Origin of the sequence: Algoriphagus alkaliphilus (genome assembly GCF_900103735.1) — a bacterium.
Taxonomy (GTDB): Bacteria; Bacteroidota; Bacteroidia; order Cytophagales; family Cyclobacteriaceae; genus Algoriphagus; species Algoriphagus alkaliphilus.
Genome location: NZ_FMXE01000009.1, coordinates 142,395 through 167,293 on the forward strand (window position 1 = coordinate 142,395; position 24,899 = coordinate 167,293).

The following is a 24,899-nucleotide window of genomic DNA, read 5'->3' on the forward strand; positions in this document are numbered from 1 at the left end:
AGAGTGAATTAATAGTCACTTAATCAGGAAATTAACTTCAGTTTTTCTTTGAGATATCTGTGGATTTTACTTAGCTTCATCCACTATTTTTCAGTTTTTAATCGGTTTCGTTGAGAAGTTTTTAGTGTAGACCGGGATCAATTTTTAATTGGAAATAGATTTTTCATCAACCTTTTTTTTCGCTCATGGAAAAAGACCAATTAAACTCACTATTGACTGAAGTATTCGGACACCTTCAGCTCACTGATCCCCAAGATGTCAAACTTTGGAATGAAGGGCTTCCACTTATGGCAAGGAGTCTTTTATTTACCGAAAATCCTCAAGTCAGACCCGATTCATTCAGTTTTGAAAGATCTCAGCTTTTTGCAAAGGAGCGAATCAAGCCTCAGCAGATGGAAAAGATCCGTAAGGTGATCGAAAAAGCCGAAGTCAAGGAAAAGGAACCTGAGCTAAGACCTTATGTGCGTGAGGTTCCAGTCCGCTCCACTCAAATCGGCAGAAGTATTCCCGCATGGGCTGCCGGTGCAAAAGTGGAAAAAACAATTGGTCCTCTGATTAGAGATGATGGGAGAGTAGTGGCTATAGATTTTTATAGAGTAGTGAAGCTTTTGGGGATTTATCAACAAAATAGCCCCCTGCCGGTGATCCTGTTTCAAGCTGAATTTCAGGACAGAAAGTTGAAGTTAGCCACTGCTCCTCCGGTAGAAGTTACCAAAGATTACAAATTTGTGGCGGGCAGCGTTTGGATTCGGTGTAATATGCTCGCTCAAAATGCCCCAAACAATCGATATGCAGGTCTGAAGGTGAGATCAGGAATGATCCAACTAAGTCAGAATCCGGTTCTGCAAAATGGAAAACTCGTATTGGGAGCCCAGACTGGGGTTCAGGTTTCTTTGGCTTTGGATAAGACTGCAAGCGAATCTTACTCCAAAAAGAAATATGGAAAGGATGCCGTAGCTGTGAAAATCAAAACTCCAGAAAACCTTTCATTTTCATTTACAGGTGTTTCCAAAGCCCAAATCTCTTCCTTGGGAAGTGGGAAAGCCGAACTGTATGGACAGGATTTTTCTTTTCAGCAAAAAAACGCTGCCCCTACTTATCACTCACAGCTTAGTCGCTTATTGATTCCCATGGCTTCCAACCAGTCGGAGATTAAGCCTATAAGCCTAAAAAGCTCCCTGATCGAAATTCATGAAAACGCCCCTATAAAATCAGCTGCTTGGGCGATTCCTGCCGCAGAACTTGATGTGAATAATCCCTTGGAGGTAGGGGGCTCCGGGGGCTTTTTATTGGAAGGGAAACCCGGACTCAAGTTTACTTGGCAAGAATTGGAGGCGAAAAACATAAAACTTCAACAGCCCCTCATTTTAATAGATCCGGGAAGAATTGGTCTGTCAGATCTAGTGGCTGAGGGAGAGGGTGCATTTCAAGAATTTGAGCATTGGAAAGATGAACAAAATGAGCATGGAACTAGCCTAAGCATATTTTTGGGAAAGAAAACCTCCCTGATTTACAATTCATTGGCGGAGGGAGTAGAGATGATCGCAGCTACAGTCAATGCTTCGCACAATGTGGATCGTCCTGTTACAGTGAATGGACTTCCTGTTGAGGTAAAGACAAAGGATAGCTTGTTGGTTTTGGCGGGTTCTGAGCATAGAAACCTACTTTACCTCATTGATGATAATATATTGTGGGACAATAAATTACCATTCGATAAAGTTCCAAAATTCAAAAGCCTTGCTTTAGCCTTGGAAAATGCACTATTCACAGTCACGCCGGTAAACGGCGCGATGATTTTTGGAGAATGTACTGAAGATTGGAAGCGAATTGTAAAAAGTCATACGTTTCTAGTCTTTGGACTTTTGGGGTATTTGCCGACCCTTCCAGATCCTTATTTAGCTAAGCTTTCCTATCTGAAAAGGCTGACCGAAAGGGGTGGAAGAAAGGGAATTGAAGGAATAGTAAGCTGGTTGATTTGTCAGATTTCGCAAAGCCCTGTATCAAAAAAGCCGGATGATGTAAAAGTCCGTTTTCATTTTGGCCTAGAATCAAATCAGCAGCAAAGTGCCGGAAATTCGGATGGCTTGGTGGCTAGATCCTTTCATGCGGAATCGATCTCATCAGGAAAAGTTATCAGATCTGAGATTCCGAATGTTTCCGAGAAAATAGCCTCTAAAGCCAAAGTGCAAGACCCTTTGCCGCCGTATGAACAACGACTTGCTCCTCATATTCAAAAATACCAAAACGAGCTTTTTGCACTACTTGATGTCAGTTCGAATGCCAATCAAATGGGGGTTAGTTTGGGATCCCCCTTGAATAGACGGGTTACAACCGGAATTGCGGTTGCTAGAAGTGAAAACACTGCACACATTGAATCCTATGCTAATCAGATGTTTGGCGTAGAAGGCATGGAAGTGGTGGTCCAAGGGTCGGCTGCCAGACTTTTCATGCTTCCACAAGTGGCATGGGAGCCTGTTTTCAATCTAAGCCCTCCAGGTAATAATGTGAAGGGAGATCCACTTGAAGGAGTGAATTATTATCCAAATGATGGTGGCCCGACTCGAATTGCGAATTACCACTCAGGACATGTGCCTTTAGCTCCAAAACCTCTGATAAAGTACACGTTGGAGCGATATAAAAACAATAAGGATGCAGCAGTAGATGCCCTCTTTACACTTCCATTTGGGTTGAGGGCTTTGGCAGAGCTTTCTCATAATGAGCCCAGGGAATCGGAAGAGCCTGAATTAAAGTTGGTAAATCCAAGTTTTCCTAATGAAATGGTTGGGGGAATTCAGATTCGAGCCATTGCAAAAGATTATGGAAAAGAGGCATTAGACGGGGCCGGACCGGATAGTCCAATGTTTAAAGGATTTACCGTCCAGTTGGCAAACATTCTTGGGATGAATGGTGTACCGAATAACACGAGTACTTTAGGCAGAAGTGTTACCAAAATCTTCAACAATGAATTTTTTACTGAAGAATCCAATCCGGGAGAACTGAAGAAGCGAGGGGTTCCCCTGTCTCAAATTGACTTTTCTGGATATGGGGCGAGTACATTCAGCAATTGGCTGAGTCCGAGAGCAGCGATAGCAGAGACAAGTCAGGCTAGGTTTGATGTCATGCTGGGGCGGACAGGTCATGAAGTTATTCAGGTAAAGAGTATCCTGTATCCATGGGGAATACGCGTGGTAAGAACGATAACACTCTTTCGGACAGGATCAGGATATGTCTACCGAACAGACAGTGGCTGGCAGGCGGAGTCTGATGGTTTGTTTGATTTCAGATACAAATATTTAAATAAAAGCACTTCTAAAACGGTAACTGAAACTCCATTTAAACTTCATACAGGCCCAATTCGGGGACTTTACAATGTGACCAATATTCAGGAAGATGGAAATATTGCTGAGTATAATGTGCCTGCGGCGATTAAAATCCCGATCAATCAGCCCTATGTAGACGAATTCGGAGAATTAGTGAATAACACGACTGGTAAAGAAATAACCAAAGATGTAATTCTGTCTCCTGTGTGGTTTGATGCAGACATCAAGATGGACAATCTGATCCAAGGGCATAAAAACGGCATGACGCCTTCAAAAAAAATCCTCGGGTATGTACAATTGGCACCGCAGGGTGTAACGATTCCGGAAAAGAATTTTGTAGAACTTTTGAATCTTCAGGGAGGACTTATCGGGGGAGATGTGGATTGTATCATGGACCTAAATAAATCAGGTCAATTGATGCGAATTACCCGTTTCGATATTTCACCCTCAGTTGCCAAAAATAGTTTTGATCCGGTTTTTGTGGCATCAGCCCGGGGAAATGTGCTTTTACCGAAGGATGGAAGTTGGTCAGTTGTACAGCATGAGACAGGTACAGGGGAGGTCACGCCGCTACCCACTTACACTCCTGTGCCAGTAATCCGGGAGGGAGATTGGAAAGTAGGCAATGAATTGGAGAGTGCAGTCCTTAATGGGAAATTGCTTCGAATCGCTCATCCCAAAGAAATTCTCAGGAACCCGGTAGAGGAGACTATAAATTTTGGTTTTCTTCAATCTACATCAACCCAGAAGACCCTTTTCCTAACCCCAAGCTTTAGGTTCGGAACGAAAATTCTCTTGAGCAAGACTCCACCTGCTTTTGCGGATGCCTATCGTCTGATGAACAGTAGCAGTATTTTTCCAAACATCGGTGATGGCTATTCCAACTTGGGAAAAGCTGTGTCTTTAATCAATGGCGTAGATGCAAACGGGAATCCGCTCGCTGCATTTAAAACCAATCCAATTTTGGATGGTGACAGACAAGTCTATGAGCTGCTTAACTTGGTGGTAAAGCAGCAAGGCAGTGAAGTGGTTGACCGTGGTTTTAAGCTCCTAACCGGTGAGGCAAACAACCTGCTGAATAAAGCGATCGCATTTGATATTCCGAATTTCGACCCCCTTTATTTGGTCGACATGGATGCTTTGAAAATCTACATTGAGTACAAAGCCAAAGAGACCAAGCCAAATAATAATACCTACATCGATTCCAAATTGAATTTTGATGTGGATTCCTTTGCCAATGATCTCAAGGATACCTGGAAAAGTAGGGTGAATAACGTGGGCATGGTAGTCGATTTGGGTTCTTTTAAGCGTCTGATGACTATAAAAGGAAATTTTGATGCACAAAAAGGGAAAGAATCAGGTTACGAAGGTGGTCCCAACACACCAAATAAACTCCAAGGGATTCCAACTCCCGAAATTGAATTTAGCGAGGTCTTACAGCCAGTAATTGATTTGCTTCAGATACTTGCTTCTATGTCCACGGGAAATTATGCCGAGGTATTGAAGAAAGGCCTGCAAATCGCCATGAGCAATGCAGGTGAAATCTGGGAATATAAGTTTGAGGCAACCAAAGAAATTCCTCTAGTCCGGTTTCCACCGGAGGACAACTTGTATAATTCTCCACAATGCCCGCTACGTTTAGAAGCAGGACTTTCGCTAGGGGTGTATTTCAATGCTGCGCTGAAAGTAACAACTGATCCTACCCAGCTTTTGCCTACAGCAGGAGCATTTATCCAGTTCAAAGGTGGGCTGGAAGTAATGTGTGTGACTGTAGGAGGAGCAACAATCTATGCCATTGGAGCGGTAGAACTCAAACTTGCCTGTGATACCAAAATAGGCCCGAGTGTGATGATGAAGTTCGGATTTGGAGCTTCCATATCGGTTGGTTTGCCTGTAATAGGTAATGTAAGTGTGACTTATATGGTGGGCTGTGAGATCTATGCATCTGCCAATGAAATCGCTGTGACTGCATTTATGCTATTCAAGGGACATGCAAGCTTGGCTGGAGGATTGGTGAGCGTGACCATCTACATTGAGGCCAGCGGGACAGTCAAAAGAGTCAGTGGTCCAAATGCCAAAACCGATTGCACTGCCTCGGTCACATTCGGTCTGGATATAAGCATTTGCTTTGTGATCAATATCAGTTTCGAAGAAACCTGGCAAGAAAGCCGCCAAATAGCCTGATTTTTTCCCCTAAATCTTTTCAACATGGAACCAAAAAGAATTCTTACCCTGATGACTTTTCCCCAGCGATTTGATGGGGAAGAATTGACTGTCAACATTGTCGTAGTGCCTAGAAATAATGACCCCTTCATGCCCTGGCCTACCGGACTTTCCAATCCCTTTCCTTCTGAAGTGACTGGGTTTGCAAATCTTAATCCTGAATTTCAACTGGCAATAGTAAGAGGTACAGATGATTTTCCTTTGAGCAATGCAACTGCAGAAAGCCGAAAACCAATTCTAAGAAAAGTGGACATCATACCTGCAAGTAATAAGGCAGACTTCATCTCACGCGTTGCAAAATCTTTTAAGGTTGAAATTTCCGACACTACAGACAAGCTTCCTGATCCTGTACACCTTGCTGAATCTGGAAAGCAGGGAATAAAAAAATACCTGCCCTTATCTTACAGAAGCCGCTTTAACTTTACAGTGCCTCGGCATCCAAACGCTGTAACTGATGATTCCTACGAATGTGCCGTCAGGGATAAAGTGGAACTAATTGAGAATTATAAACCCAAATCCAACATAAGTTGGGGGAAGGTATTTGCTACGATCCTTAGGCAGCCCCTACTGGCGAAAGCCTGCGGAATGATCTACGAAGTAAAACTGAAAGTCGAACCGGGATGGTTTGAAAACGGTGGATATCTCTATGCTGAAATTTTTGGGGACAAGTATGATTTGGCCCAGGGAGAATTGCTGAAAATAGCAGACGGTCCATTGGTTAAGCGATATGCTGCGAAGATCCCTGATCTCAAAATTGGTGACAAAAGACCAGTTTTTGCTCCAGTTTTGTTTCCGGTTTTGTTTCAAAAACCAAGCGATGCTACCGAACCTGTTCCTCCCGGACCTTGGGATGAATTATTTCTCGAAGCGCATCTTTATAATGATGGCTTCGCTAAAATTGTCCATGCCAATCAGGCTGAAAGCGGGAATTTGCTCAAGGAAAAACCAGATGGTCTTCCTCCTCAGTCGGATTCAGGAATTCGCCTAGGTTGGGATGATGAGCAGATTTTGGTGTGGTACCTCAGGCAGATTTTGGAAAATCCGGGAGATGCACCAGGATCCAACAAACGGCTTGACGCAGCTTTGGGAGTGATGGGATACCATATCGATGTCAAAAAGGTAGAGGAAGGAACTGAATGGGAAAGCCTAAACGTCATTCGTGTAAATAAATCTCAAGAGGAGTTAATCGAATCCTTTTCAGAGCAAAAAGTAGAACTTCCTTATCAAGTTTACCCTACCAAAATCGCCGGGCCGAAAAGCGCGGGATACTGGCTTCCAATGTACTATGCCTATTGGATCGGTAAAAGCTTGGCTACTGAAGATAGGGATGCTATGGAGATTTACAGAACTGATCAGGACCATGGTAAAGAACAGGGTGGATTACAAGCCGGTAAAGTTGCCCCAAATCGCGCCTTAGCGCCCGGGGAAATTAAAACCTTACTGAGGTATGGGAACTCCTATCGATTCAGGATCCGAATGGCTGATATTTCCGGTGGAGGTCCTTTGCTGGATGACATACCACTGAATTCTGCCCCAAGTCCCGAGACCTCAGTTGCCTTCAAACGATTTGTCAATCCGGGTATGCTGAGAATCGATAAACCCGAGAATTACAGAACCCATCGGGTAAATTTTTTCAATTCAATTGATACAGCGGACTCTGAATTCAATGGCAATATTGTTTTGACTATCGAACGGCCACTTTTAGAATATCCTGCGGTAGTATTTACGGACAAGTATCAGAAGAGAGGTATGGATCCAGTTGCGATGTTGAAGGCATTACCGGTTGGTGAGGGGTTAAAACCCGCCCTTCCCGATCCTGATGTTACCAAAGTTAAAATTCTGGTGGAGGTGAAATCTTTAAGAATGGATACCCAGCTCAGTCTGTCCGGCCAGGATAGTTACATCCCTTTGTATTCGAGGGAATGGGATTTTCCATCAGATTTTGAAGGAAAAATTGATCTCCCCATAAATTTTATCGACGTACCAGTTCTCAATTTAGGGGAAGCTGCGGACCCTTTTTTATCTCAAAAGCTTTTGTTTGATCAACTTTCAGCGTCTGCACTTGTCCTCCCGACAGGGCGCCAAGTTAGGGTGTCGTTACGGGCAGTGGCAACTTCAGAAGAGGAGGATTTTGTCTATTTTGGCCATGTCGATTCTGACGAGGATAAAGACAGTCGATTTGGTAAAACCCAACAATTGATGTTCTACAAGGAGACTCAAAGCGAAGCAGACCTTTTAGTCCCTTACAAAAATGTCCCAGAACTTCAGGCACTTTACCTCAAGCCAGATCCTATCCCTACGCTCAAACAACTAACCATTGGAGCCCGACTTCGACGTAAATCTGAAAATGATCAGCCTGATGTAGTCAAGCGAATGGCGGATGCGCTTGGATTGGAATCCAAAGGATTGACCTTAATGGCTAAAAAAGGTGAGCGAGTTGCTTTTGGATGCAGTTCAAGAATTCGACACTCACTAGCTCCGGATGGCAGTAGTATTACTTTCGCCACGAAATCCGATCTCTATTATCATTGGATGACCTGCCTAAGTTACCAACTCAACCGGGATTGGACTTGGGATGGACATGAAGATGTGGCATTTGTGATTCAGCGAAAGCATCGTTTCAGAAGAGAACCTCAAAATGAAATCCGAGTAAATAACTACCTCGATGACATTGAAATCAAGCATACGGTTTCTTTCGAGGCTTTGCAGCCCGACAATTTTGATTCCATAAACAGAGGGTATACACGGGTTATTTACATCGATGCGCTTGAACCAAAAAATGAAAGAAATAAACCAGTTACTAATGAGCCGAGGTATCCGGATGAGCTTTGGGCGGAATATGCCATAGTGCCAAAAATGAAAAAAGGCCATGCCGCTGCTCCCGTTGTGAAAACTGATTTGCTAAAGTTACCAACTGTGTTGATTCCTTCTCAAACTCCGAAAATTGTCAGTGTCGGATTAGCATTTTCGCCTTATGAAAGAGCGGAGGATTACAGTAAAACCGAGGCGAGGAGGCGATTTCTTTGGGTAGAGTTTGAGGAGCCGATCCAGAATCCGGATGACGCATATTTTTGCAGGATGCTGGCCAATGCTCCGGACCAGTTGATTTCGAATAATGCAGAGGACCTATTTCAGGTTCCAGAAGAAGCATCGCTCAGCCTTGACCCAGAAGTGATTCGGAGAATTATCCCCGGTCAAAGTGATGATAAATCCGGGATCGATGCCATGCAAATGATGATCAAATCCACTGACAGCGATCGACATTATTTGCTGCCGATTCCTGCGGGTCTTCATTCGGAGAGCCCGGAAATGTTCGGATTTTTTACCTATGAATTCAGAGTGGGGCATGCACATTTTATTGATCGGGAAAAGGAGGATGATCAGCTTGGAGCCTTGACTTTTAGCACTGTTCAGGAATTTGAAGTCATCGGTGGAATACCTAAAGGTAACCTTTGGTCAACGGCACAGGCTAGATTTGGCAGAGAGCTTCGCGTGACAGGAATGCAGCATCCAGTTCCCACTTTGCTGTGCTCCCTGAATAGAAATGAGAACCACATGTATGTCTCAGCACCATTTGCCAAGGCGGTGTTCCAGGGGAAAAATGTCACATCCAAACCTCCAAGAACCAGCCTCTGGACCTTGCTTTATGCCCAAGTGCATCAGGCTGACGGGTTAGATCACCGGAATATTTTGCTAGCGGAGCGAAGGATGAAAATAGATGTAAGGGCGAATACAGATCCAAAGGACCTGAAAAGGATAAATGAACTTACCGAGAGATCCTATTTCAAGCCTGATTTGCCAAAATATGGGAAGGGCCTATTTGAAGCTAATCAAGCGCAACTCTCGTCGGCTACTTTTTTCGCAAACATCAGAGAATCGCATCCTGTGGGAACTGCCGTATTTACTTCCCAAGAAATTGCTGACTACTTGATCGATTTGGGTCTGCCTGAAGACAGTTCCTTGAGTGTCTTGGTAGTTGAAGTTTTTGGGAATATCACAAATCTGCTTCAACACATCAACTATTTTAACCCGAGAAGTCAATCTTTACAAAGCAATGAACTTATGATGGCTGCTAATCGAATGATGGAAGCAGGAAGGCCTGTGGCTGATGATCGGGTTAACCTTGGGGATAATCTGGGTAATTTCCGAATCTTAAGAACTTCCCCATTGACAAAAGTGCCTTTTGTCTGTTGCCCTACATGTGTATAAGTTGCTAGGCTGATCAAAAAAATAAATCCCGACCGTCTCTGGCCGGGATTTTCACTACTTGGTGTTAAGCTTTACCTCGTAGCATCAAGTTCCAATACATAAACGGAAGTCCGTATTTTTTCAAAAGCCACATGCTGTATTGCTCCTTAGTGGTGTCCACGAAAGTGGAAATCAAAGGGTCGCTATCTATGATATTGTCGTACTTAAATTCGCAAAGGAGCATTTTGCTGTAGCCAGTTACGATTGGACAAGAGGAATATCCGTTGTAGGATTTTTCACCTACTTTTCCGGCTTTGAGGAGCATTAGTAGGTTTTCCACAAGGACAGGCGCCTGCTTACGAATAGCAGCCCCGGTTTTGGCGGTAGGTAAACTTGCTACATCTCCGATTGAAAAAATATTAGGATAACGCTTGTGCTGCATCGTGTGGATGTCTACGTCTATCCATCCTTTTCCCGGCCCTTCTTGGATTGAAACCTTAGACTCTTGAATGAATTTAGGAGCCATTTGGGGTGGGGCCAAATGAAGCATGTCGTACTTAACCTTGATCTCTGTGGCTCCGATTATTTCTTCACCAAGCGGATTTCCTTCCATAATTGGAATATTGCTCTCTTTTGGATTAGAATATTGAAAGTAAATTTCCTGTTTTTCAGGATCTATTTTAACAGGAGCGTAAAATGGCTTGAAAATTATATTTCGCTCATTGATGATTTTATTTAATGTTTTTGCAAACTCAGGTACTCCAAAAATTACAGTTCCCGGTGTGGCAAACAGTACGTTTGTCTTGTCTCTAACACCTGATTTTCTGAAATACTCCTCTGCCATATACATGATTTTTTGTGGAGCTCCGCCGCATTTGATCGGGGTAGTAGGCTGAGTGAAAACAGCATTACCTCCTTTGAAATTCTTAAGAACTTCCCAAGTATGTTCTGGATCCGTATAATTAGAACAAACGACGCCTTTATCCATTGCCTCAGTTAAGCCAGGTAAAAGCTCCGGTGCCATGACCAATCCCGGGACAGGGATCAAATAATCATAGCTGAATTCACCCGAATTAGCGGTACTGACTTTGTTTAAATCAGGGTCAATTCCAGTAGCCTTGTCCTGTATCCAATCTACACCTTTGGGAATGTAATCGACCTCATCGCGTTCCGTTTCTTTGAAATCAAAAGTCCCCGCGCCCACCAAAGTCCAAGCAGGCTGATAATAATGTTTTGAAGAGGGCTCAATGATCGCGATCTGGAGGTTGGAATCTTTCCGTTTTAGCTGGGCTGCTATGGTAATTCCTGCGGTTCCTCCACCTATTATTAAAATTTGGTAGTGTTTCATATGATTATAATTTATTTTTTAAATGCCATCCCGATAGCTATCGGCATGAATTTCGCATGCTTGCTAATCATCCCAGTTTGTGACTTTTGAGTCATGCCTGTCTGCCTCAGGCAGGCTCGACTTCATAATATTGGGTTTCTTTTCCATGAAATTAAGCTTACCTAAAAGGAAAAATTGTGATGAATGTCACTCAATAAAATGATTTGAACCCTTCGATAGGTTGTTGGAAGGGAATACTAGACTAAAGTGATTTTTATCACTAAATTCAATTTTAAGTTAATTTCATTTTTGTATTCTAGTACGATAAAATGACAATAGAAAAATTAAAACAAGCACTACCAAATATCACTGATCCCTCATTGCTTCAAGCGATTTTGGACAAAGGTCAAGTGATAAACTTCGAATCCGGAAAGATTTTAATGGAACCCGGGCAGTTTATCAAAGCTGTGCCGATTGTCATTGAAGGTTCTGTCAAGATCATGCGGATGGATGATGAAGGAAAAGAATTATTTCTTTATTACATCGATCAGGGCGAAACCTGCGCACTTTCGTTAACCTGCTGTACTGCCTCTCGTCCGAGTGAAATAAAGGCTGTCGTTGAGGACAAAGCTGTGATGATTTTTATTCCGATAGAAGTTCACGAGCAGTTTTCGAATGAATACAAGCAATGGAAAGATTTTGTGTCAAGTACTTATCAAATGCGCTTTCAGGAATTGTTGGTAGCGCTTGATGCAGTGGCTTTTAAACGAATGGATGAGCGACTCATGCGTTACATTGTTACTAAAATGAAACAGCATAAAGCCAATGAATTACATACCACCCATCAGGAAATCGCGAATGAACTTGGTACTTCCAGAGAAGTAATATCCCGACTTCTGAAGCAATTGGAAAAGAAAAAGTGGATAGAACTCGGTCGAAATGTAATTTACATCCGGGACGATTTTGAAGAATTGATCAGTAAGTAAAAATTGCTTTCTCAAATCATAAAAAAGCCTGAATCAGAAATGATGATTCAGGCTTTTTAGGTTTTAGACTTTAATTCATGATTAAAAGAGGGATGTGAGTATGATAGGCCATTTGGATGGATTGGCTTTTTTGTACGATTTGATCCCAAAGATTTTTGTGCTCATGACACATGACCAAGATCATATTGTCGTGTTCTTGTAGATATAAATCCAGTCCTTGAGAAGCACTTTCTGCATAGAAAGTGTGAATTTTTACTTGCAAGTCTGGGTATTTCTTTTGAAGAAATCCCTCTATACCCAGTATGGAGAGCTGCTCCTTGAATCCTTTGACAGTTTGAACATGGAGGATTTCAAGGTTTAGTTCCCAACGCCTGCTCATGTCAACGATCCAATCAATGAATTTCTCCTCATGGTTCGCAAATTCCAAGGCAAGTGTTACCTTCCTGATCTCTCCAACATTGGCTTTTGCAGGGACAACTAACACCGGACAATTAGCTTCTTTTATCAAGTTAACTGTAGTGGTTCCGATTAGTGCTTTTTTTATTCCACTTGCCCCTTGGGTACCCATTACAATCAACGTCGCATTGATCTCATCAGCGATTCGCGCAACACTGATTGAAGTATTACCCTCTAAAATCAGGTAATCGATCGCCACTTTGGAGGCCTTGTATTTTTCTGTGATTTCTTTGAGGAGCTTTTCTCCGTCTTTAACCATGGAGTCCACCGCGATCGCTGCCTGAGAGGCAAAGTCGTAGACTACTTTAATGACGTGGACTAAAGTTATTTTTCCATGTTTTTTGTCTGCCATTGAAATAGCAAATTCAAGCGCTTTAATGGAATTTTCCGAGAAGTCGATAGGAACTATTATTTTCATCTGTTTATAATTTGATTTTTATTGGTCAGATGGAATCTTCGCATGGTGAATAATCATCCCTCTGTGTGACACCGAAAGGGTCATGCTCGATTTCATGTGTTTATATTTTGTTTTTTAATGGTCAGATGGAATGCCCTGGATAATCATTCCCCTGTGTGAGAAGCCTTTCTCATGGGCATTTCATGCAATTATAATATGTTTTTTAATTTCCACACCTTCATGCCTTGGGCAGAAAGGCTCGAACTCATAACGGATTTAATTTTGGAAAATTAAATTTCCAAATTGAGAAAAAATAGGATAATTATCATGTAAATGAATGATTTAACAATTCTTTCACAAAACATTGGATTCCTTTAGTATCCCATTTATTGTAACAATTGTCACTGCTTTGGGCATTCCAAGCTTTTTACTTTTGTGGCAGATTAATTTAAAAAAAGAAAATGGACGTTGTTACTCTAATTGGTTTTGCCGCTGCAGTTATTATAGGCGTAAGTTTAGGCTTGATCGGAGGTGGGGGCTCAATTTTGACTGTTCCGGTATTGGTGTACATTCTCGATGTTGATCCGGTTTTGGCGACTGCCTATTCTTTATTTGTGGTGGGTTCGACATCCCTAGTAGGAGCTGGGACTTTTATGAAAAAGGGCCTTGTCAATTACAAAACAGCTATAGTTTTCGCGATTCCTTCATTTATCGCTGTTTTCCTCACTCGTAAATTTCTTGTGCCATGGCTTCCTGATCCGCTTTTCACATTAGGAGATACTGCAGTCACCAAGAATGTTGGAATAATGGTCTTTTTTGCTTTGATCATGCTTGCCGCTTCTATTTCCATGATTACCGGGAAAAAATGCAAAGACTGCGATGAAAACGAAGAAATCAAATTCAATTATCCAATGATCGCATTGGAAGGTTCCGTTGTTGGATTGATAACAGGAATAGTAGGTGCGGGGGGAGGATTTTTGATAATCCCTGCCTTGGTGCTTTTGGCAAGGCTTCCGATGAAAATGGCTGTGGGTACATCCCTGTTGATAATTGCAGCAAAGTCACTGATTGGATTTTTGGGTGATCTTTCCACCCAAACGATAGATTGGAAGATATTGCTGATTTTTACTGGCTTGTCCATCGTCGGAATATTTATAGGAAGTGCTCTTTCTAAGAGAATCAATGAAAAAATTCTGAAAACAGGTTTTGGATGGTTTGTCTTAGTTATGGGTATTTATATCCTTGCCAAGGAATTATTAGCACTTTAATCAAGATGTTTCAAGAATATTTCAAAATCTTTCTGGATGGCTATTATGGCTATTGGAATTACCTCAGCTCGGAGATTTTACGTCCGTCTTGGCATAATTACTTCTGGTGGTTGGTTGGCCTTTCAGTAATCGTATGGATGGTAGAATTGATTTTTCCATGGCGAAAAAATCAGGCAGCGATTAGGGAAGATTTCTGGTTGGACGGATTTTATATGTTTTTCAACTTTTTCATCTTTTCACTGATTGTATACAATTCAGTTTCAAATGTCGCCGTGGAGGCATTCAATGACTTCCTTGGATTGTTTGGAATTGAAAATATGGTTGCTATTCAGGTTGGAAATTGGCCTGTATGGGCACAATTTCTTCTAATGTTTGTGATTGCTGACTTCATTCAATGGAATGTTCATCGCTTGCTGCATCATAATCCCTGGCTATGGGAGTTTCATAAAGTTCACCACTCGGTGACACAAATGGGATTTGCTGCGCACCTAAGGTACCACTGGATGGAGACTATTGTTTATAAATCAATTCAATACATCCCGTTGGCAATGATCGGGTTTGGCTTGGCTGATTTTTTCATATTACATATAGTTACGATCGCCATCGGTCACCTTAACCATGCAAATGTTAAAATCACATATGGTCCTTTAAAATATTTGCTCAACAATCCAGTGATGCACCTATGGCATCATGCCAAGAATTTGCCGGTAGGTAGCCATGGTGTCAACTATGGCATCTCGCTGAGTCTTTGGGATTATTTGTTTGGTACCGCTTACATCCCCAATGAAAATGAAAATGAGCCGCTAGGCTTTGATCATATCGAAGAATTCCCAAAGACTTTCTGGTCACAGATTACCTACCCATGGAACAAAAAGAATTAGCAAAAATCAACCCACTCAATTCTTGGAGCACAGTCCTTATTCTTTGTGCCACCTTGGGATTGGCACCATTTTTCCCTGAACCACATATCTGGGGTAAAATCAAATGGATTTCCGGAGGTGCGGTAGGGATGGAATTGATGGATTGGGGAGATTTTCTCTTTCATGGATTTCCATGGATTTTGGCAATTCGTCTCGCAATAATTGAAATTAAAAAAAGAGTGAAAGTCAAAACGCTATAAGGTGCTCCAGTGACTTTTATTACTGATTCGGTGGTAGTTGAGCCTGTAAATTTGAAAGAAAAATAATACAGCCATGTTCAACTTCTTTAGCGCAAAAACAAAAAAATACGAAGACATCCCATCGGGCACTTTCCATGATATGATGCTTCAGCCTGATACTGTAATCATCGATGTAAGGACCGCCGGGGAGTTTACCGGAGGAAAAATTAGAGGAGCAAGAAATCTCGACATCATGTCCGCTTCATTTGCCAATCAGGTAAAAAATCTTCCAAAAGATAAAGTATACCTTCTGTATTGCCGAAGTGGAAACCGAAGCGGTCAAGCCTGTGATATAATGGCTGATCTTGGCTTTGAAAAGTTAAAAAATCTCTCCGGAGGTATCATGCGATGGCCATTTGAGACGGTTTGAATTTTAGGTTAATTTTTGGGTTTAGAGTTAAAAAAGGTGAGTCATTCGGCTCACTTTTTTTATCTTTTTGATATTTTGTTCAGGGCAATTCCCCGCTGCATCCGTGAATGAAACGTATCCATGTCATCAGGACTTTTTTTCAGATGTTTTGTAGCACGTCCCTGCACGCGTGCGCGCCACATTTTGAAGGAACTTCGCTTCATGTTCCGACGCATGATTTCGATAGTCTCCCCCTCGGTGATACCAAATTGACCCAGTATGGCATCAAAAGGAGTTCTGTCTTCCCAAGCCATCTCTATGATCCGTTCGATATCCTCGATCGATAGTTCCTTAATTTTTGTCATGTCAGTCAAACTTTACGTAGCACTGAAAGTTTCCTATAAGTGAATAAAATTTCCATCGTATGGCTTAAAAGAGATCTCAGGTTAAGTGATCATGAGCCTTTAACTGAAGCTATTTTTGCAGGATTTCCGGTGTTGCTGATCTATTGCTTTGAGCCAAGCTTGGTGGCAGCTCCGCAAAGTGACCTTCGCCATTGGAGATTTGCATGGGAAAGTCTGGAAGATCTTAATGCACGGCTGAAGTCTTTTCAAGCCTCAGTTGCTGTTTTTTACTCAGAAGCATGGGATGTCTTTGAAAAGCTGAGCCAGGAAGTTCAAATCCAAGCTGTTTATTCCCATCAGGAAACCGGCATTAAAATCACTTTTGATCGAGATTTGCAAATGGCTGATTTTTTTAAAAAAAGCGGAATCGAATGGAAGGAATATACCCAACAAGGGGTACAGCGTGGCAGAAAAAACCGCGAGCACTGGAGAAATTCATGGTTTGGCTTTGCAAAAACTTCACTCAAAAATACAGATTTGAAAAAAGCGGTATTTTTCACTCTTTCAAGGCGGTTTTGGGAATCACATCCGCAAAGGCCCATCCCGGAGGCATGGAAAACGCCACATCCTCAGATGCAGCCAGGTGGCGAATCCAAAGCACGAATGTACCTCAAAACCTTCCTGGATGATCGGGTCAAAAACTACAACCGACACATCAGCAAGCCTGAACTCAGTCGTAAAGGTTGTAGTCGCCTTTCACCCTATTTGGCTTGGGGCTGTCTCTCCATTCGGGAAGTTTACCAGCTTTCGGAGTTAAAGTCCACTGCTGGATTTCAATCTAGAAACTTCACCAACTTCCAATCCCGACTCCGATGGCATTGCCATTTTATTCAGAAGTTTGAGTCAGAAAGTCGGATGGAATTTGAACCCATTAATCGGGGTTTTTTCAAATTTGAATATGAGGAGCGAAAGGATTGGATTGCTGCATGGGAAAACGGACTTACAGGTTTTCCCTTGGTAGATGCCAGTATGCGCTGCCTGAGAGAGACTGGTTATCTCAACTTCCGAATGCGTGCGATGGTAGTTTCATTTCTTACGCATCATCTTGCTCAGGATTGGAGATCCGGCAAAAATCATTTGGCTAGGATGTTTTTGGATTTTGAGCCTGGCATTCATTACCCCCAACTGCAAATGCAGGCTGGTGTGACGGGGATCAATACCGTAAGGATCTATAATCCAATCAAACAATCTCAAGATCACGATCCAGATGGGATATTTATCAGAAAATGGGTGCCTGAATTATTCAAATTGCCCAATACGCTGATTCATACTCCTTGGGAATTAACTCCTATGGAGCAGCAAAGTCTAGGGTTTAAGTTGGGCTCAGATTATCCATTTCCCTTGGTGAATTCTGAAATGGCAGCTGCAGCGGCTCGTAATCGAATTTGGGGAGCACAAAAGGATCCTGAGGTCGTGAAGGAATCAAATCGCATTGTAGAAAAGCATACCTTACCCAATCGCTGGGCTTAATATGAAAAAAGAACATCTACCTGAAAAAACCTGCCTAGTGTGCAAGCGGCCCTTTTCTTGGAGGAAAAAGTGGGAAAAGAACTGGGAAGAGGTGAAATATTGTTCACAGCGCTGCAGTGGTGATGCCAAAAAATTTCGAAAAGCTTAGCGGTATGCCCCAATATAGAATCCAAGCCAAAGAAGAAGCGGAAGGAAGTAGGCGATCAGCACAACTAAAGCACTTTCTTCGATAGTTCTCCTGCTTATAGAGTGAAAACCCAATACCCAGATTGCACCATAGATCAATTCGAATACATTGAGGACAGAAAGCGGATAATGAAACTTTTCCGCGACATTACTTGGCCCAACGAGCCAAAGCACTGAAAGCGGTTCGAAATTTTGAATATCGAAATAGCTGACACTGCTGGAAGGATTCATATAAACCAGTAATCTGAGTAGCTCAGGAAAAATAAAGACCATCTCAGCTACCAAAGCAAATCGCCACAGTTCTTTAAAATTGGCCTTGTATCCTACCATTAGGCCCATAGACCAAAACAGAAAAGCAATTACCGTGAACTTCCAAAGCAATGCAAATGGCGTCCATACGTAGCCAAGAGAATTGAAAATATGGAAAAACATCAAGCCTCCCTGTGATTCCAGCGATTCATAGCCGGGGATTGATTCAAGGATCAGCGTGTTGGTCAAGTACCGGATGACCAAAAAAATGATCAGAAGTAGAAAAAAATAAATTCGTTTATCGAAATCTATTAGCTCTTTCAGTCGTTGTGCTAACGGTGAAGTGGGTTTTGCCATTTTCAATTGTTAAAGTAACCAAATCTAAATGATTGTTTGGATTTCGCCTTAATTTTGCAATCAGAACCAAAAGAAAGTAATGATTAGTCCTGTTTGGAAAGTAATTTCGAGTTTGTTGTTAATGTTGGTTTCATGCCAGATTTTTGCCCAGGCAGGTGACCCTGCCGTGCCGGCCAATCCATCGGGGTATCTGTTGCTCGATAAAGGTCTGCAATACCGCGTAACCAAGTCAATCAATAGCATGTATGATTTTGACTTTGTGACTGCCGAACGGGATTTTGCAGTGATTATGTACCAATATCCGGAACACCCGCTCCCTGATTTTTTGATGGCTTTGGGCTATTGGTGGCGAATCGAGGTTGATGTGACCAATACCAAATTCGATAAAATTTTTATTCAATACCTCGATCGTGCAAATGAGAAAGCAGAGCGGATGTATAAAGAAGATCCTAAGAACAAAGAGGCTGCGTTCTTTTTAGCGGCAGGATATGGTTTTCAGGGAAGGTTATATAGTGAAAGGAAGAGTTGGACTAAAGCAACTTGGGCTGGAAGAAATGCGCTGAAATATATGGAACTGAGTAGGGGTGAAGAAGAATTCAATCCCGAGCTATTATTAGGTGATGCATTGTTTAATTATTTTTCAGTGTGGATCCCTGAGAATTATCCAATACTCAAGCCCGTGATGGCACTTTTTCCAAAAGGAAATAAACAATTGGGGCTTCAGCAGTTAGAAACTGTGGCTTCAAATGCTTTTTACACCCGAGTTGAAGCGCAATATTTTCTTTTTCGATTGTATGCTTCTGAAGAAAAACGGCCTTATGATGCCTTGAGAATTTCGGAATATCTGCATACAAAATTTCCAAATAATCCATATTTCCACCGTTCATATGCGCGGCACCTCTACACAGTAGGACGATGGACGGAGTCTGTGGAAAAATCAGTTGAGATTTTAGACAGAATCGAGCAGCGGCAATACGGCTACGAATCGAATAGTGGAAGATTCGCAGCTTTTTATGTTGCTGAATATAATAATCGGATCGGCAATAAAGCCGAAGCAAAAAAATACTACTTGAAGACAGTCGCTTATGGAGAGGAATCAGAATCTCAGGAGAGCGGATATTATTTGCATTCTTTAATTCAGCTTGGGAAAATGGAGTCTGAGTCGAAAAATAAAGAACTGGCGCGAAAATATTTCGACCAGGTGAAAAAATATGCAAAGCGAAAACACCCCGCTCATAAAGAGGCTCGCGATTTTATCAAAAAGAATAAACTTTAATTTAATTTCTCCCGTTTTAGAGATCTAGAACAGGAGATAATTTGAATTTTTTCAAGTGTGCAATGAGTTTAAACAGTATTCTTTGCCGATTTCCTTCAAAAGATTAACATTATTTTGATTTCCGCTTATCAAAAAGGGTTAAATCAATTTAAAACATTCATCAATTATATTAACTTTGTACCACATAAAATTTTGTAAATCCGAAAGACATGGATAATAACGTTAGAATAAAATTTGACAAAATAGATCGCAGGATACTTGAAATCCTTCAAGCAAATGCAAAAATCACCAATGCCCAGTTGTCCAAAGACATTGGACTTTCTCCCGCCCCAACTCTAGAGCGAGTAAAAAAATTAGAGCAATCAGGCATAATTAAAAGTTACCATGCTAAACTGGATCCGGAAAGAATTGGATTAGGTGTAAGCACTTTTGTGTTGGTAAGCTTAATAGGACATAACAAAGGAAACATTGATGCCTTTATGAAGGAGATTAATGAAATTCAGGAAATCATTGAGTGTCATCACATCACTGGAACAGGTGACTTTATTTTGAAGATCATTGCAAAAGATATTACAGCCTATCAGAAATTGATGCTGGAAAAAGTTTCTGAGATCAAAGAGGTGGATTCCATGCAATCCATGGTAATTCTCTCTACCTTTAAAGATTCAAAAGTGCTCCCAATTCCTGCGTAAGTAAGGATTTAAGAATAAATTTAGGGCGGCTCAACCGCCCTTTTTTTTTTGAAAAAATATGACGGAAAATCCCTGGCAAACGCTAAAAGTATCGACAGTATATGAAAATCCTTGGATAAGGATGGAGCACCATGATATTGTGAATCCTATCGGAAAAGAGGGGATTTATGGTGTTGTTCATTTTAAAAATCGGGCAATAGGGGTTATCCCGATTGACAAGGAAGGGAATACCTGGCTTATTGGCCAATATCGGTATGCATTGAAGGAATATTCCTGGGAAATCCCCATGGGTGGAGGGCCAAATGAGTTGGATCTAATGGAATCCGCCAAACGGGAACTGAAAGAGGAAACTGGATTAACTGCCGAGAAATGGACTCAAATCATGAAAATCCACACCTCGAATTCGGTGACCGATGAGCTGGGCTTCGTCTATATGGCAGAAGATCTTACTCAAGGCGAAACTGAATTCGAGGAAACGGAAGTACTTCAGGTCAAAAAGCTTCCCTTTCAGGAAGCACTTGATATGGTGATGTCCGGTGAGATCACAGATAGTTTAAGCATAGCAGGAATATTAAAGGCCGCCAGAATATTGGGATTTTAATACTATGACTCTTAAAGATCACTTAAATACAACTTTTCATCTGGCATACCCTGTGATGTTGAGCCAACTCGGACAGGTGTCTGTTGGTGTGGCAGACAGCATGATGGTGGGCAGGCTGGGTGCATTACCGTTGGCAGCAGCTTCCTTGGGCAATAGTATTTTTTTCGTATTGATGATGTTTGGAATTGGAATTTCCATGGGAATTACCCCCTTGATTTCCATTGCGGAGGGAAAAGGGAAAATCAAACGAATTTCCCGATTGTTTACCCATGGCTTGTGGATCAATCTTGCAACAAGCATTCTGCTTACAGCAATTGTTTTAGGCTTGTCGCAGGGGTTGTTTTTTCTGAATCAACCCGAGGATGTCGTAGTTCTGGCGATTCCTTACTTGCTCATAATTACAGCTTCTCTGATTCCAATGATGGTTTTTCAGACCTTCAAGCAAATGGCAGAAGGGCTCTCGCAGACCAAACAAGCCATGTACATCACCATTTTTTGCAACTTGATCAATATATTTCTCAACTGGGTGTTAATTTGGGGGTATTTGGGTGCACCTGCCTTGGGATTGAACGGGGCAGGTCTTGCCACTTTGATTTCAAGAATTTTAATGATGGTTTTGATGGGGGCTTATATTCTGTATTCGAAGCGCTATCAAATTTATCAATTCAGCCTTTCCATTCGGAACGCAAGTTTGCCCATGATTTACAGGATCTTGAAAATCGGTGTGCCAACAGGCTTTCAGTTTATTTTTGAAGTTTCAGCTTTTAGTGCTGCTGCAATCATGATGGGCTGGATAGGCGTAAATGCCTTGGCAGGACATCAGATTGCACTCAATTTAGCATCGATCAGCTACATGATGGCGACAGGCCTGGCTACTGCTGGAATGATCCGGGTAAGTAATCAGATTGGAAAAGGTAACCCAAAAGCAATGCGGGAGGCGGGTATGGTGGTGTTTGGAATGGTAATCGTTTTCATGTTCAGTGCTGCGGTGCTTTTTGTCGCAGCCCGATTCTTCTTGCCAACCTTATACATCGACGATCCGGAAGTGATTGCCCTAGCGGCTTCCTTGCTGATCATTGCCGGTCTTTTTCAACTCTCTGACGGGGTACAAGTAGTAGGGCTTGGAGTATTGAGAGGAATGGAAGATGTAAAAGTTCCCACATTAGTGACCCTGATGGCCTATTGGGTTTTGGGATTACCCTTGGGTTATCTTTTCGCTTTTGAGTTTGGTATGGCTGAAAAGGGCATTTGGTATGGCTTACTGATAGGGTTGAGCATCACTGCGGTGATCCTGTTTTACAGGTTTCATGCCTTGAGCAAAAGGCGACTACTCGAGAAGCCGGTTCCTCATGTTCATTCATCAATTCCGTAAAAGGAGCTTCTGTTTTTGCGGCTAAGGGCTATATTCGAACAAAACTAATTTGAATTTTATGAAGCGACTTTTAGTACTCTTTTTAGGGGTTTTAACCTCTGTTTCCTCTTTTTCCCAACAGCCAGCAGTGCTTTCCCAGCGTGCACAGGCTGAAGTGGTCGATTCTTGGTTGGAAGATCGAATTCAGAATCTTTTGCCAAGTCTCATGACTGAAACAGGCATAGACATGTGGATTGTGATGTCTAGGGAGTACAATGAGGACCCGGTGATCCGTACGCTATTGCCTGCAACTTGGCATGCTGCCCGTAGAAGAACTATTCTGGTTATGTATCAGCCAACACCAACCGCAAAGGTTGAAACCTATGCAGTAGCACGATATGACGTGGGAAAATCCTTCAAAAAAGCATGGGATCCAGAAGCACAGCCTGATCAATGGAAAGCACTGATGGAAATCATTTCTGCAAAGAATCCTAAGAAGATAGGACTAAACTTTGCCAAGGATTATGGTCATGCAGATGGTTTGACACATTTTGACCATGAGGAATTTCTTAAAAATCTTCCTTTAGAATATAAAGCTAAAGTAACTTCCGCTCAGACTTTGGCTGTGAGATGGCTTGAGACGCGTACTCCGGCAGAAATGGCCACCTACAAGCATATTCAGGAATTAGCGCACTACATTATTGCTGAGGGGCTTTCTAATCGGGTCATCACTCCCGGCGTGACGACCACTGAGGATGTGGTTTGGTTTTATAGGGAAAAAATAGTGGAGATGAAGTTGGATACTTGGTTTCACCCAACGGTAGATATTCAAAGGCCGGATCCTGCTTCGGATGAGGCAAGCCGTTCTTTCGCCGTCAGGCCAAGTGAGCAAGTGATTATGCCGGGAGATTTGCTCCACATTGACTTTGGGATTACGTATTTGAGACTAAATACCGACACCCAGGAATTGGCTTACGTCCTGAAAGCAGGAGAAACAGAAGTGCCAAAATACCTTCAGGATGCATTGGCTGTAGGGAATCGTCTACAAGACATTCTGACCTCTAACTATGTGGCAGGAAGAACAGGAAATGAGATTCTCAGAGAAGCGAGAAAGGTGATGCAAACAGAAGGAATTCGTGGCACCATTTACACGCATCCTTTGGGCTATTATGGTCACTCAGCCGGACCCACTATCGGCATGTGGGACAATCAGGGTGATACTCCTGGGGCAGGTGATTTTCCACTCCATGCCAATACTGGCTATGCAATTGAGTTGAACGCCGTTGTTTTTGTCAAAGAATGGAACAAGGATGTCAGGGTGATGCTCGAAGAAGGCGCCTTCTTTGACGGGAAAAAAGTCACCTATTACAATGGCCGGCAGAAGTCAATTTTAGCGATTCCGAGAGTAAGCGACTATTTGGGTTATTGATGAGCTAAATAGGTTTTTCGGTCTCTTTTGATAAAAAATAAGATCAAAAATGCCAGAAAAGCAACACCTCCCGAAGCAAGGAAAACGAGTCTAAAATTCTCGGGATTGTTTGCATAAAGCCATCCCGAGATCACCGCTCCGACGCCGATGCCGCTTTCCAGGAAGATATACATTGTCGCAAGTGCTCTTCCTCTGAATTTATCCAAAGAAAGATCCACCACCCAAGCAGTCGTAGTAGGACTGTACATGCCCACCGCAGCTCCAAAAAGAACCCCTGAGGAGAGTAATACTGCCTTGCTTTCTGCATAAGCTACCGCAACCATCGCCAACATCATACAGACTACAGCTGCTCTCAGGACTACCACTCGTCCATATCGGTCAGAAGTCTTTCCTGCTATAAGTCGGATACCCAAAGAAGAAATAGTAAAAACAGCAAAGAATAATCCTTTATTTTTAATTCCAAGATAAGTGGAAAAGTCTGGTATAATGGTCAGAACTACTCCGAAAGAGAATACTGAGAGAAATAAAATTATTGAAGGTAAAAGGACCCGTTTTTCGATGATCTCATGCCGATTGAGCCTGAACATGCTAAGGGAAATCGGCTCCTTTTCCTGAAGGGTTTCCTTAAGTTTGAGTAAAATCAGAATAGAGAAAATCGCTGTAAAAGCCGCGCAATAAAAAACCGTGTTGATTGACCAAATGCTCGCAATCCAGCCACCCATAGCTGGTCCTGCGGCCATTCCCAGCGAACCAAAAAGCGATTGGATTCCCATGGCCTCCCCCCTTTTTTGAAAAGGAACGATATCGGCAACGTAAGCGGAAGCGCCGGTGGGAGTGAAGCCTGCCGAAAATCCATGAGCAAATCTTAAAAACAGGAATCCTGAAACAAAGGTCAACAGCGGATACAGCAAGCCTACCACAAAACAGACCGTTGCACCTACCATCATCACTGGAATCCGGCCGATTTTGTCTGCTAATTTTCCACTGAACGGCCTGGAAAGTCCAGCCGAAAGGGTGAATAAAGCAATGATCAATCCTTTGTAATCTTCTCCTCCCAGAGAACTCAGGTATGCCGGGAGTTCGGGAATGATCATATTGAATGATGAGAAAAAGAGAAAGGAGCTAATGCAAAGCAGAAAAAAATCAACCGTGTAAAAAGAGGGTAAAGGGCGCATCCGGTTTAGAAATGGAAAGTAAAAGGCCGAAAACAA

General features: G+C 42.3%; 19 protein-coding genes. 14 read left to right on the forward strand and 5 right to left on the reverse strand.

The window, feature by feature from the left end; all coding sequences use genetic code 11:
- Nucleotides 1-185 precede the first annotated feature (185 nt).
- Together BLQ81_RS08185 and BLQ81_RS08190 are read left to right on the forward strand one after the other, a co-directional pair.
- Nucleotides 186-5,504, forward strand: a complete 5,319-nt coding sequence (locus tag BLQ81_RS08185; RefSeq protein WP_092729462.1) for a hypothetical protein — start codon at nucleotides 186-188, stop codon at nucleotides 5,502-5,504.
- A 24-nt stretch (nucleotides 5,505-5,528) separates the two neighbouring features.
- Nucleotides 5,529-9,752: a hypothetical protein gene (locus tag BLQ81_RS08190; RefSeq protein ID WP_092729463.1), complete on the forward strand. Its 4,224-nt coding sequence runs from the start codon at nucleotides 5,529-5,531 to the stop codon at nucleotides 9,750-9,752.
- A 64-nt stretch (nucleotides 9,753-9,816) separates the two neighbouring features.
- On the opposite strand, the gene BLQ81_RS08195 is transcribed toward BLQ81_RS08190, so the two are convergent.
- A complete protein-coding gene (locus BLQ81_RS08195) occupies nucleotides 9,817-11,079 on the reverse strand; it encodes an NAD(P)/FAD-dependent oxidoreductase (protein WP_092729464.1) in 1,263 nt (420 codons plus the stop codon).
- Nucleotides 11,080-11,387: 308 nt separating this feature from the next.
- Between BLQ81_RS08195 and BLQ81_RS08200 the strand changes: the two genes are divergently transcribed.
- A complete protein-coding gene (locus BLQ81_RS08200) occupies nucleotides 11,388-12,044 on the forward strand; it encodes a Crp/Fnr family transcriptional regulator (RefSeq protein ID WP_092729465.1) in 657 nt (218 codons plus the stop codon).
- 70 nt (nucleotides 12,045-12,114) lie between these two features.
- On the opposite strand, the gene BLQ81_RS08205 is transcribed toward BLQ81_RS08200, so the two are convergent.
- Nucleotides 12,115-12,918, reverse strand: a complete 804-nt coding sequence (locus BLQ81_RS08205) for a universal stress protein (RefSeq protein ID WP_092729466.1) — start codon at nucleotides 12,916-12,918, stop codon at nucleotides 12,115-12,117.
- A 440-nt stretch (nucleotides 12,919-13,358) separates the two neighbouring features.
- On the opposite strand from BLQ81_RS08205, the gene BLQ81_RS08210 reads away from it, so the two are divergent.
- From BLQ81_RS08210 to BLQ81_RS08225, 4 genes are all read left to right on the forward strand, one after another.
- Entirely contained in the window at nucleotides 13,359-14,165 is an 807-nt protein-coding gene (locus BLQ81_RS08210; RefSeq protein WP_092729467.1) for a sulfite exporter TauE/SafE family protein, read from the forward strand.
- A gap of 5 nt (nucleotides 14,166-14,170) precedes the next feature.
- Entirely contained in the window at nucleotides 14,171-15,046 is an 876-nt protein-coding gene (locus tag BLQ81_RS08215) for a sterol desaturase family protein (RefSeq protein ID WP_092729468.1), read from the forward strand.
- Nucleotides 15,028-15,285 (forward strand): hypothetical protein, encoded by a 258-nt coding sequence (locus BLQ81_RS08220; RefSeq protein WP_092729469.1) that lies wholly within the window; start codon nucleotides 15,028-15,030, stop codon nucleotides 15,283-15,285. Before BLQ81_RS08215 ends, BLQ81_RS08220 begins: the two co-directional genes overlap by 19 nt.
- A gap of 73 nt (nucleotides 15,286-15,358) precedes the next feature.
- Entirely contained in the window at nucleotides 15,359-15,694 is a 336-nt protein-coding gene (locus BLQ81_RS08225) for a rhodanese-like domain-containing protein (protein WP_092729470.1), read from the forward strand.
- Between the two features lie 59 nt (nucleotides 15,695-15,753).
- Here BLQ81_RS08225 and BLQ81_RS08230 read toward each other — a convergent pair whose 3' ends face one another.
- The gene (locus tag BLQ81_RS08230) at nucleotides 15,754-16,038 is read right to left on the reverse strand and encodes a TIGR03643 family protein (protein WP_092729471.1); all 285 of its coding nucleotides are present in this window, start codon (nucleotides 16,036-16,038) and stop codon (nucleotides 15,754-15,756) included.
- Between the two features lie 39 nt (nucleotides 16,039-16,077).
- Between BLQ81_RS08230 and BLQ81_RS08235 the strand changes: the two genes are divergently transcribed.
- Together BLQ81_RS08235 and BLQ81_RS08240 are read left to right on the forward strand one after the other, a co-directional pair.
- Entirely contained in the window at nucleotides 16,078-17,547 is a 1,470-nt protein-coding gene (locus BLQ81_RS08235) for an FAD-binding domain-containing protein (RefSeq protein ID WP_092729472.1), read from the forward strand.
- A 1-nt stretch (nucleotide 17,548) separates the two neighbouring features.
- A complete protein-coding gene (locus BLQ81_RS08240; RefSeq protein WP_092729473.1) occupies nucleotides 17,549-17,695 on the forward strand; it encodes a DUF2256 domain-containing protein in 147 nt (48 codons plus the stop codon).
- On the opposite strand, the gene BLQ81_RS08245 is transcribed toward BLQ81_RS08240, so the two are convergent.
- Nucleotides 17,692-18,339, reverse strand: coding sequence for a sulfate ABC transporter permease (locus BLQ81_RS08245; RefSeq protein ID WP_092729474.1), 648 nt, complete (start codon nucleotides 18,337-18,339; stop codon nucleotides 17,692-17,694). The two genes, BLQ81_RS08240 and BLQ81_RS08245, sit on opposite strands and share 4 nt — an antisense overlap.
- A gap of 79 nt (nucleotides 18,340-18,418) precedes the next feature.
- Here BLQ81_RS08245 and BLQ81_RS08250 point away from each other — a divergent pair, with 79 nt between their 5' ends.
- The 5 genes from BLQ81_RS08250 (at nucleotide 18,419) to BLQ81_RS08270 (ending at nucleotide 23,688) form a co-directional block, all read left to right on the forward strand.
- On the forward strand, nucleotides 18,419-19,615 hold the full coding sequence (locus BLQ81_RS08250; protein WP_092729475.1) for a tol-pal system protein YbgF: 1,197 nt from the start codon (nucleotides 18,419-18,421) through the stop codon (nucleotides 19,613-19,615).
- A gap of 209 nt (nucleotides 19,616-19,824) precedes the next feature.
- Nucleotides 19,825-20,307 (forward strand): Lrp/AsnC family transcriptional regulator, encoded by a 483-nt coding sequence (locus tag BLQ81_RS08255; protein ID WP_092729476.1) that lies wholly within the window; start codon nucleotides 19,825-19,827, stop codon nucleotides 20,305-20,307.
- Between the two features lie 58 nt (nucleotides 20,308-20,365).
- Nucleotides 20,366-20,908 (forward strand): NUDIX domain-containing protein, encoded by a 543-nt coding sequence (locus BLQ81_RS08260; RefSeq protein WP_092729477.1) that lies wholly within the window; start codon nucleotides 20,366-20,368, stop codon nucleotides 20,906-20,908.
- Between the two features lie 4 nt (nucleotides 20,909-20,912).
- Nucleotides 20,913-22,280: an MATE family efflux transporter gene (locus tag BLQ81_RS08265; RefSeq protein ID WP_092729478.1), complete on the forward strand. Its 1,368-nt coding sequence runs from the start codon at nucleotides 20,913-20,915 to the stop codon at nucleotides 22,278-22,280.
- Nucleotides 22,281-22,338: 58 nt separating this feature from the next.
- Nucleotides 22,339-23,688, forward strand: coding sequence for a M24 family metallopeptidase (locus BLQ81_RS08270; protein WP_092729479.1), 1,350 nt, complete (start codon nucleotides 22,339-22,341; stop codon nucleotides 23,686-23,688).
- Here the strand turns inward: BLQ81_RS08270 and BLQ81_RS08275 are convergent.
- Nucleotides 23,682-24,863, reverse strand: coding sequence for an MFS transporter (locus tag BLQ81_RS08275; protein ID WP_092729480.1), 1,182 nt, complete (start codon nucleotides 24,861-24,863; stop codon nucleotides 23,682-23,684). The genes BLQ81_RS08270 and BLQ81_RS08275 overlap by 7 nt on opposite strands.
- Nucleotides 24,864-24,899 lie beyond the last annotated feature (36 nt).

Coding starts and splice junctions, on each gene's coding strand:
- BLQ81_RS08185 (WP_092729462.1), top strand. CDS start 186: ATGGAAAAAGACCAATTAAACTCACTATTGACTGAAGTATTCGGACAC.
- BLQ81_RS08190 (WP_092729463.1), top strand. CDS start 5,529: ATGGAACCAAAAAGAATTCTTACCCTGATGACTTTTCCCCAGCGATTT.
- BLQ81_RS08195 (WP_092729464.1), bottom strand. CDS start 11,079: ATGAAACACTACCAAATTTTAATAATAGGTGGAGGAACCGCAGGAATT.
- BLQ81_RS08200 (WP_092729465.1), top strand. CDS start 11,388: ATGACAATAGAAAAATTAAAACAAGCACTACCAAATATCACTGATCCC.
- BLQ81_RS08205 (WP_092729466.1), bottom strand. CDS start 12,918: ATGAAAATAATAGTTCCTATCGACTTCTCGGAAAATTCCATTAAAGCG.
- BLQ81_RS08210 (WP_092729467.1), top strand. CDS start 13,359: ATGGACGTTGTTACTCTAATTGGTTTTGCCGCTGCAGTTATTATAGGC.
- BLQ81_RS08215 (WP_092729468.1), top strand. CDS start 14,171: ATGTTTCAAGAATATTTCAAAATCTTTCTGGATGGCTATTATGGCTAT.
- BLQ81_RS08220 (WP_092729469.1), top strand. CDS start 15,028: ATGGAACAAAAAGAATTAGCAAAAATCAACCCACTCAATTCTTGGAGC.
- BLQ81_RS08225 (WP_092729470.1), top strand. CDS start 15,359: ATGTTCAACTTCTTTAGCGCAAAAACAAAAAAATACGAAGACATCCCA.
- BLQ81_RS08230 (WP_092729471.1), bottom strand. CDS start 16,038: ATGACAAAAATTAAGGAACTATCGATCGAGGATATCGAACGGATCATA.
- BLQ81_RS08240 (WP_092729473.1), top strand. CDS start 17,549: ATGAAAAAAGAACATCTACCTGAAAAAACCTGCCTAGTGTGCAAGCGG.
- BLQ81_RS08245 (WP_092729474.1), bottom strand. CDS start 18,339: ATGGCAAAACCCACTTCACCGTTAGCACAACGACTGAAAGAGCTAATA.
- BLQ81_RS08250 (WP_092729475.1), top strand. CDS start 18,419: ATGATTAGTCCTGTTTGGAAAGTAATTTCGAGTTTGTTGTTAATGTTG.
- BLQ81_RS08255 (WP_092729476.1), top strand. CDS start 19,825: ATGGATAATAACGTTAGAATAAAATTTGACAAAATAGATCGCAGGATA.
- BLQ81_RS08260 (WP_092729477.1), top strand. CDS start 20,366: ATGACGGAAAATCCCTGGCAAACGCTAAAAGTATCGACAGTATATGAA.
- BLQ81_RS08265 (WP_092729478.1), top strand. CDS start 20,913: ATGACTCTTAAAGATCACTTAAATACAACTTTTCATCTGGCATACCCT.
- BLQ81_RS08270 (WP_092729479.1), top strand. CDS start 22,339: ATGAAGCGACTTTTAGTACTCTTTTTAGGGGTTTTAACCTCTGTTTCC.
- BLQ81_RS08275 (WP_092729480.1), bottom strand. CDS start 24,863: ATGCGCCCTTTACCCTCTTTTTACACGGTTGATTTTTTTCTGCTTTGC.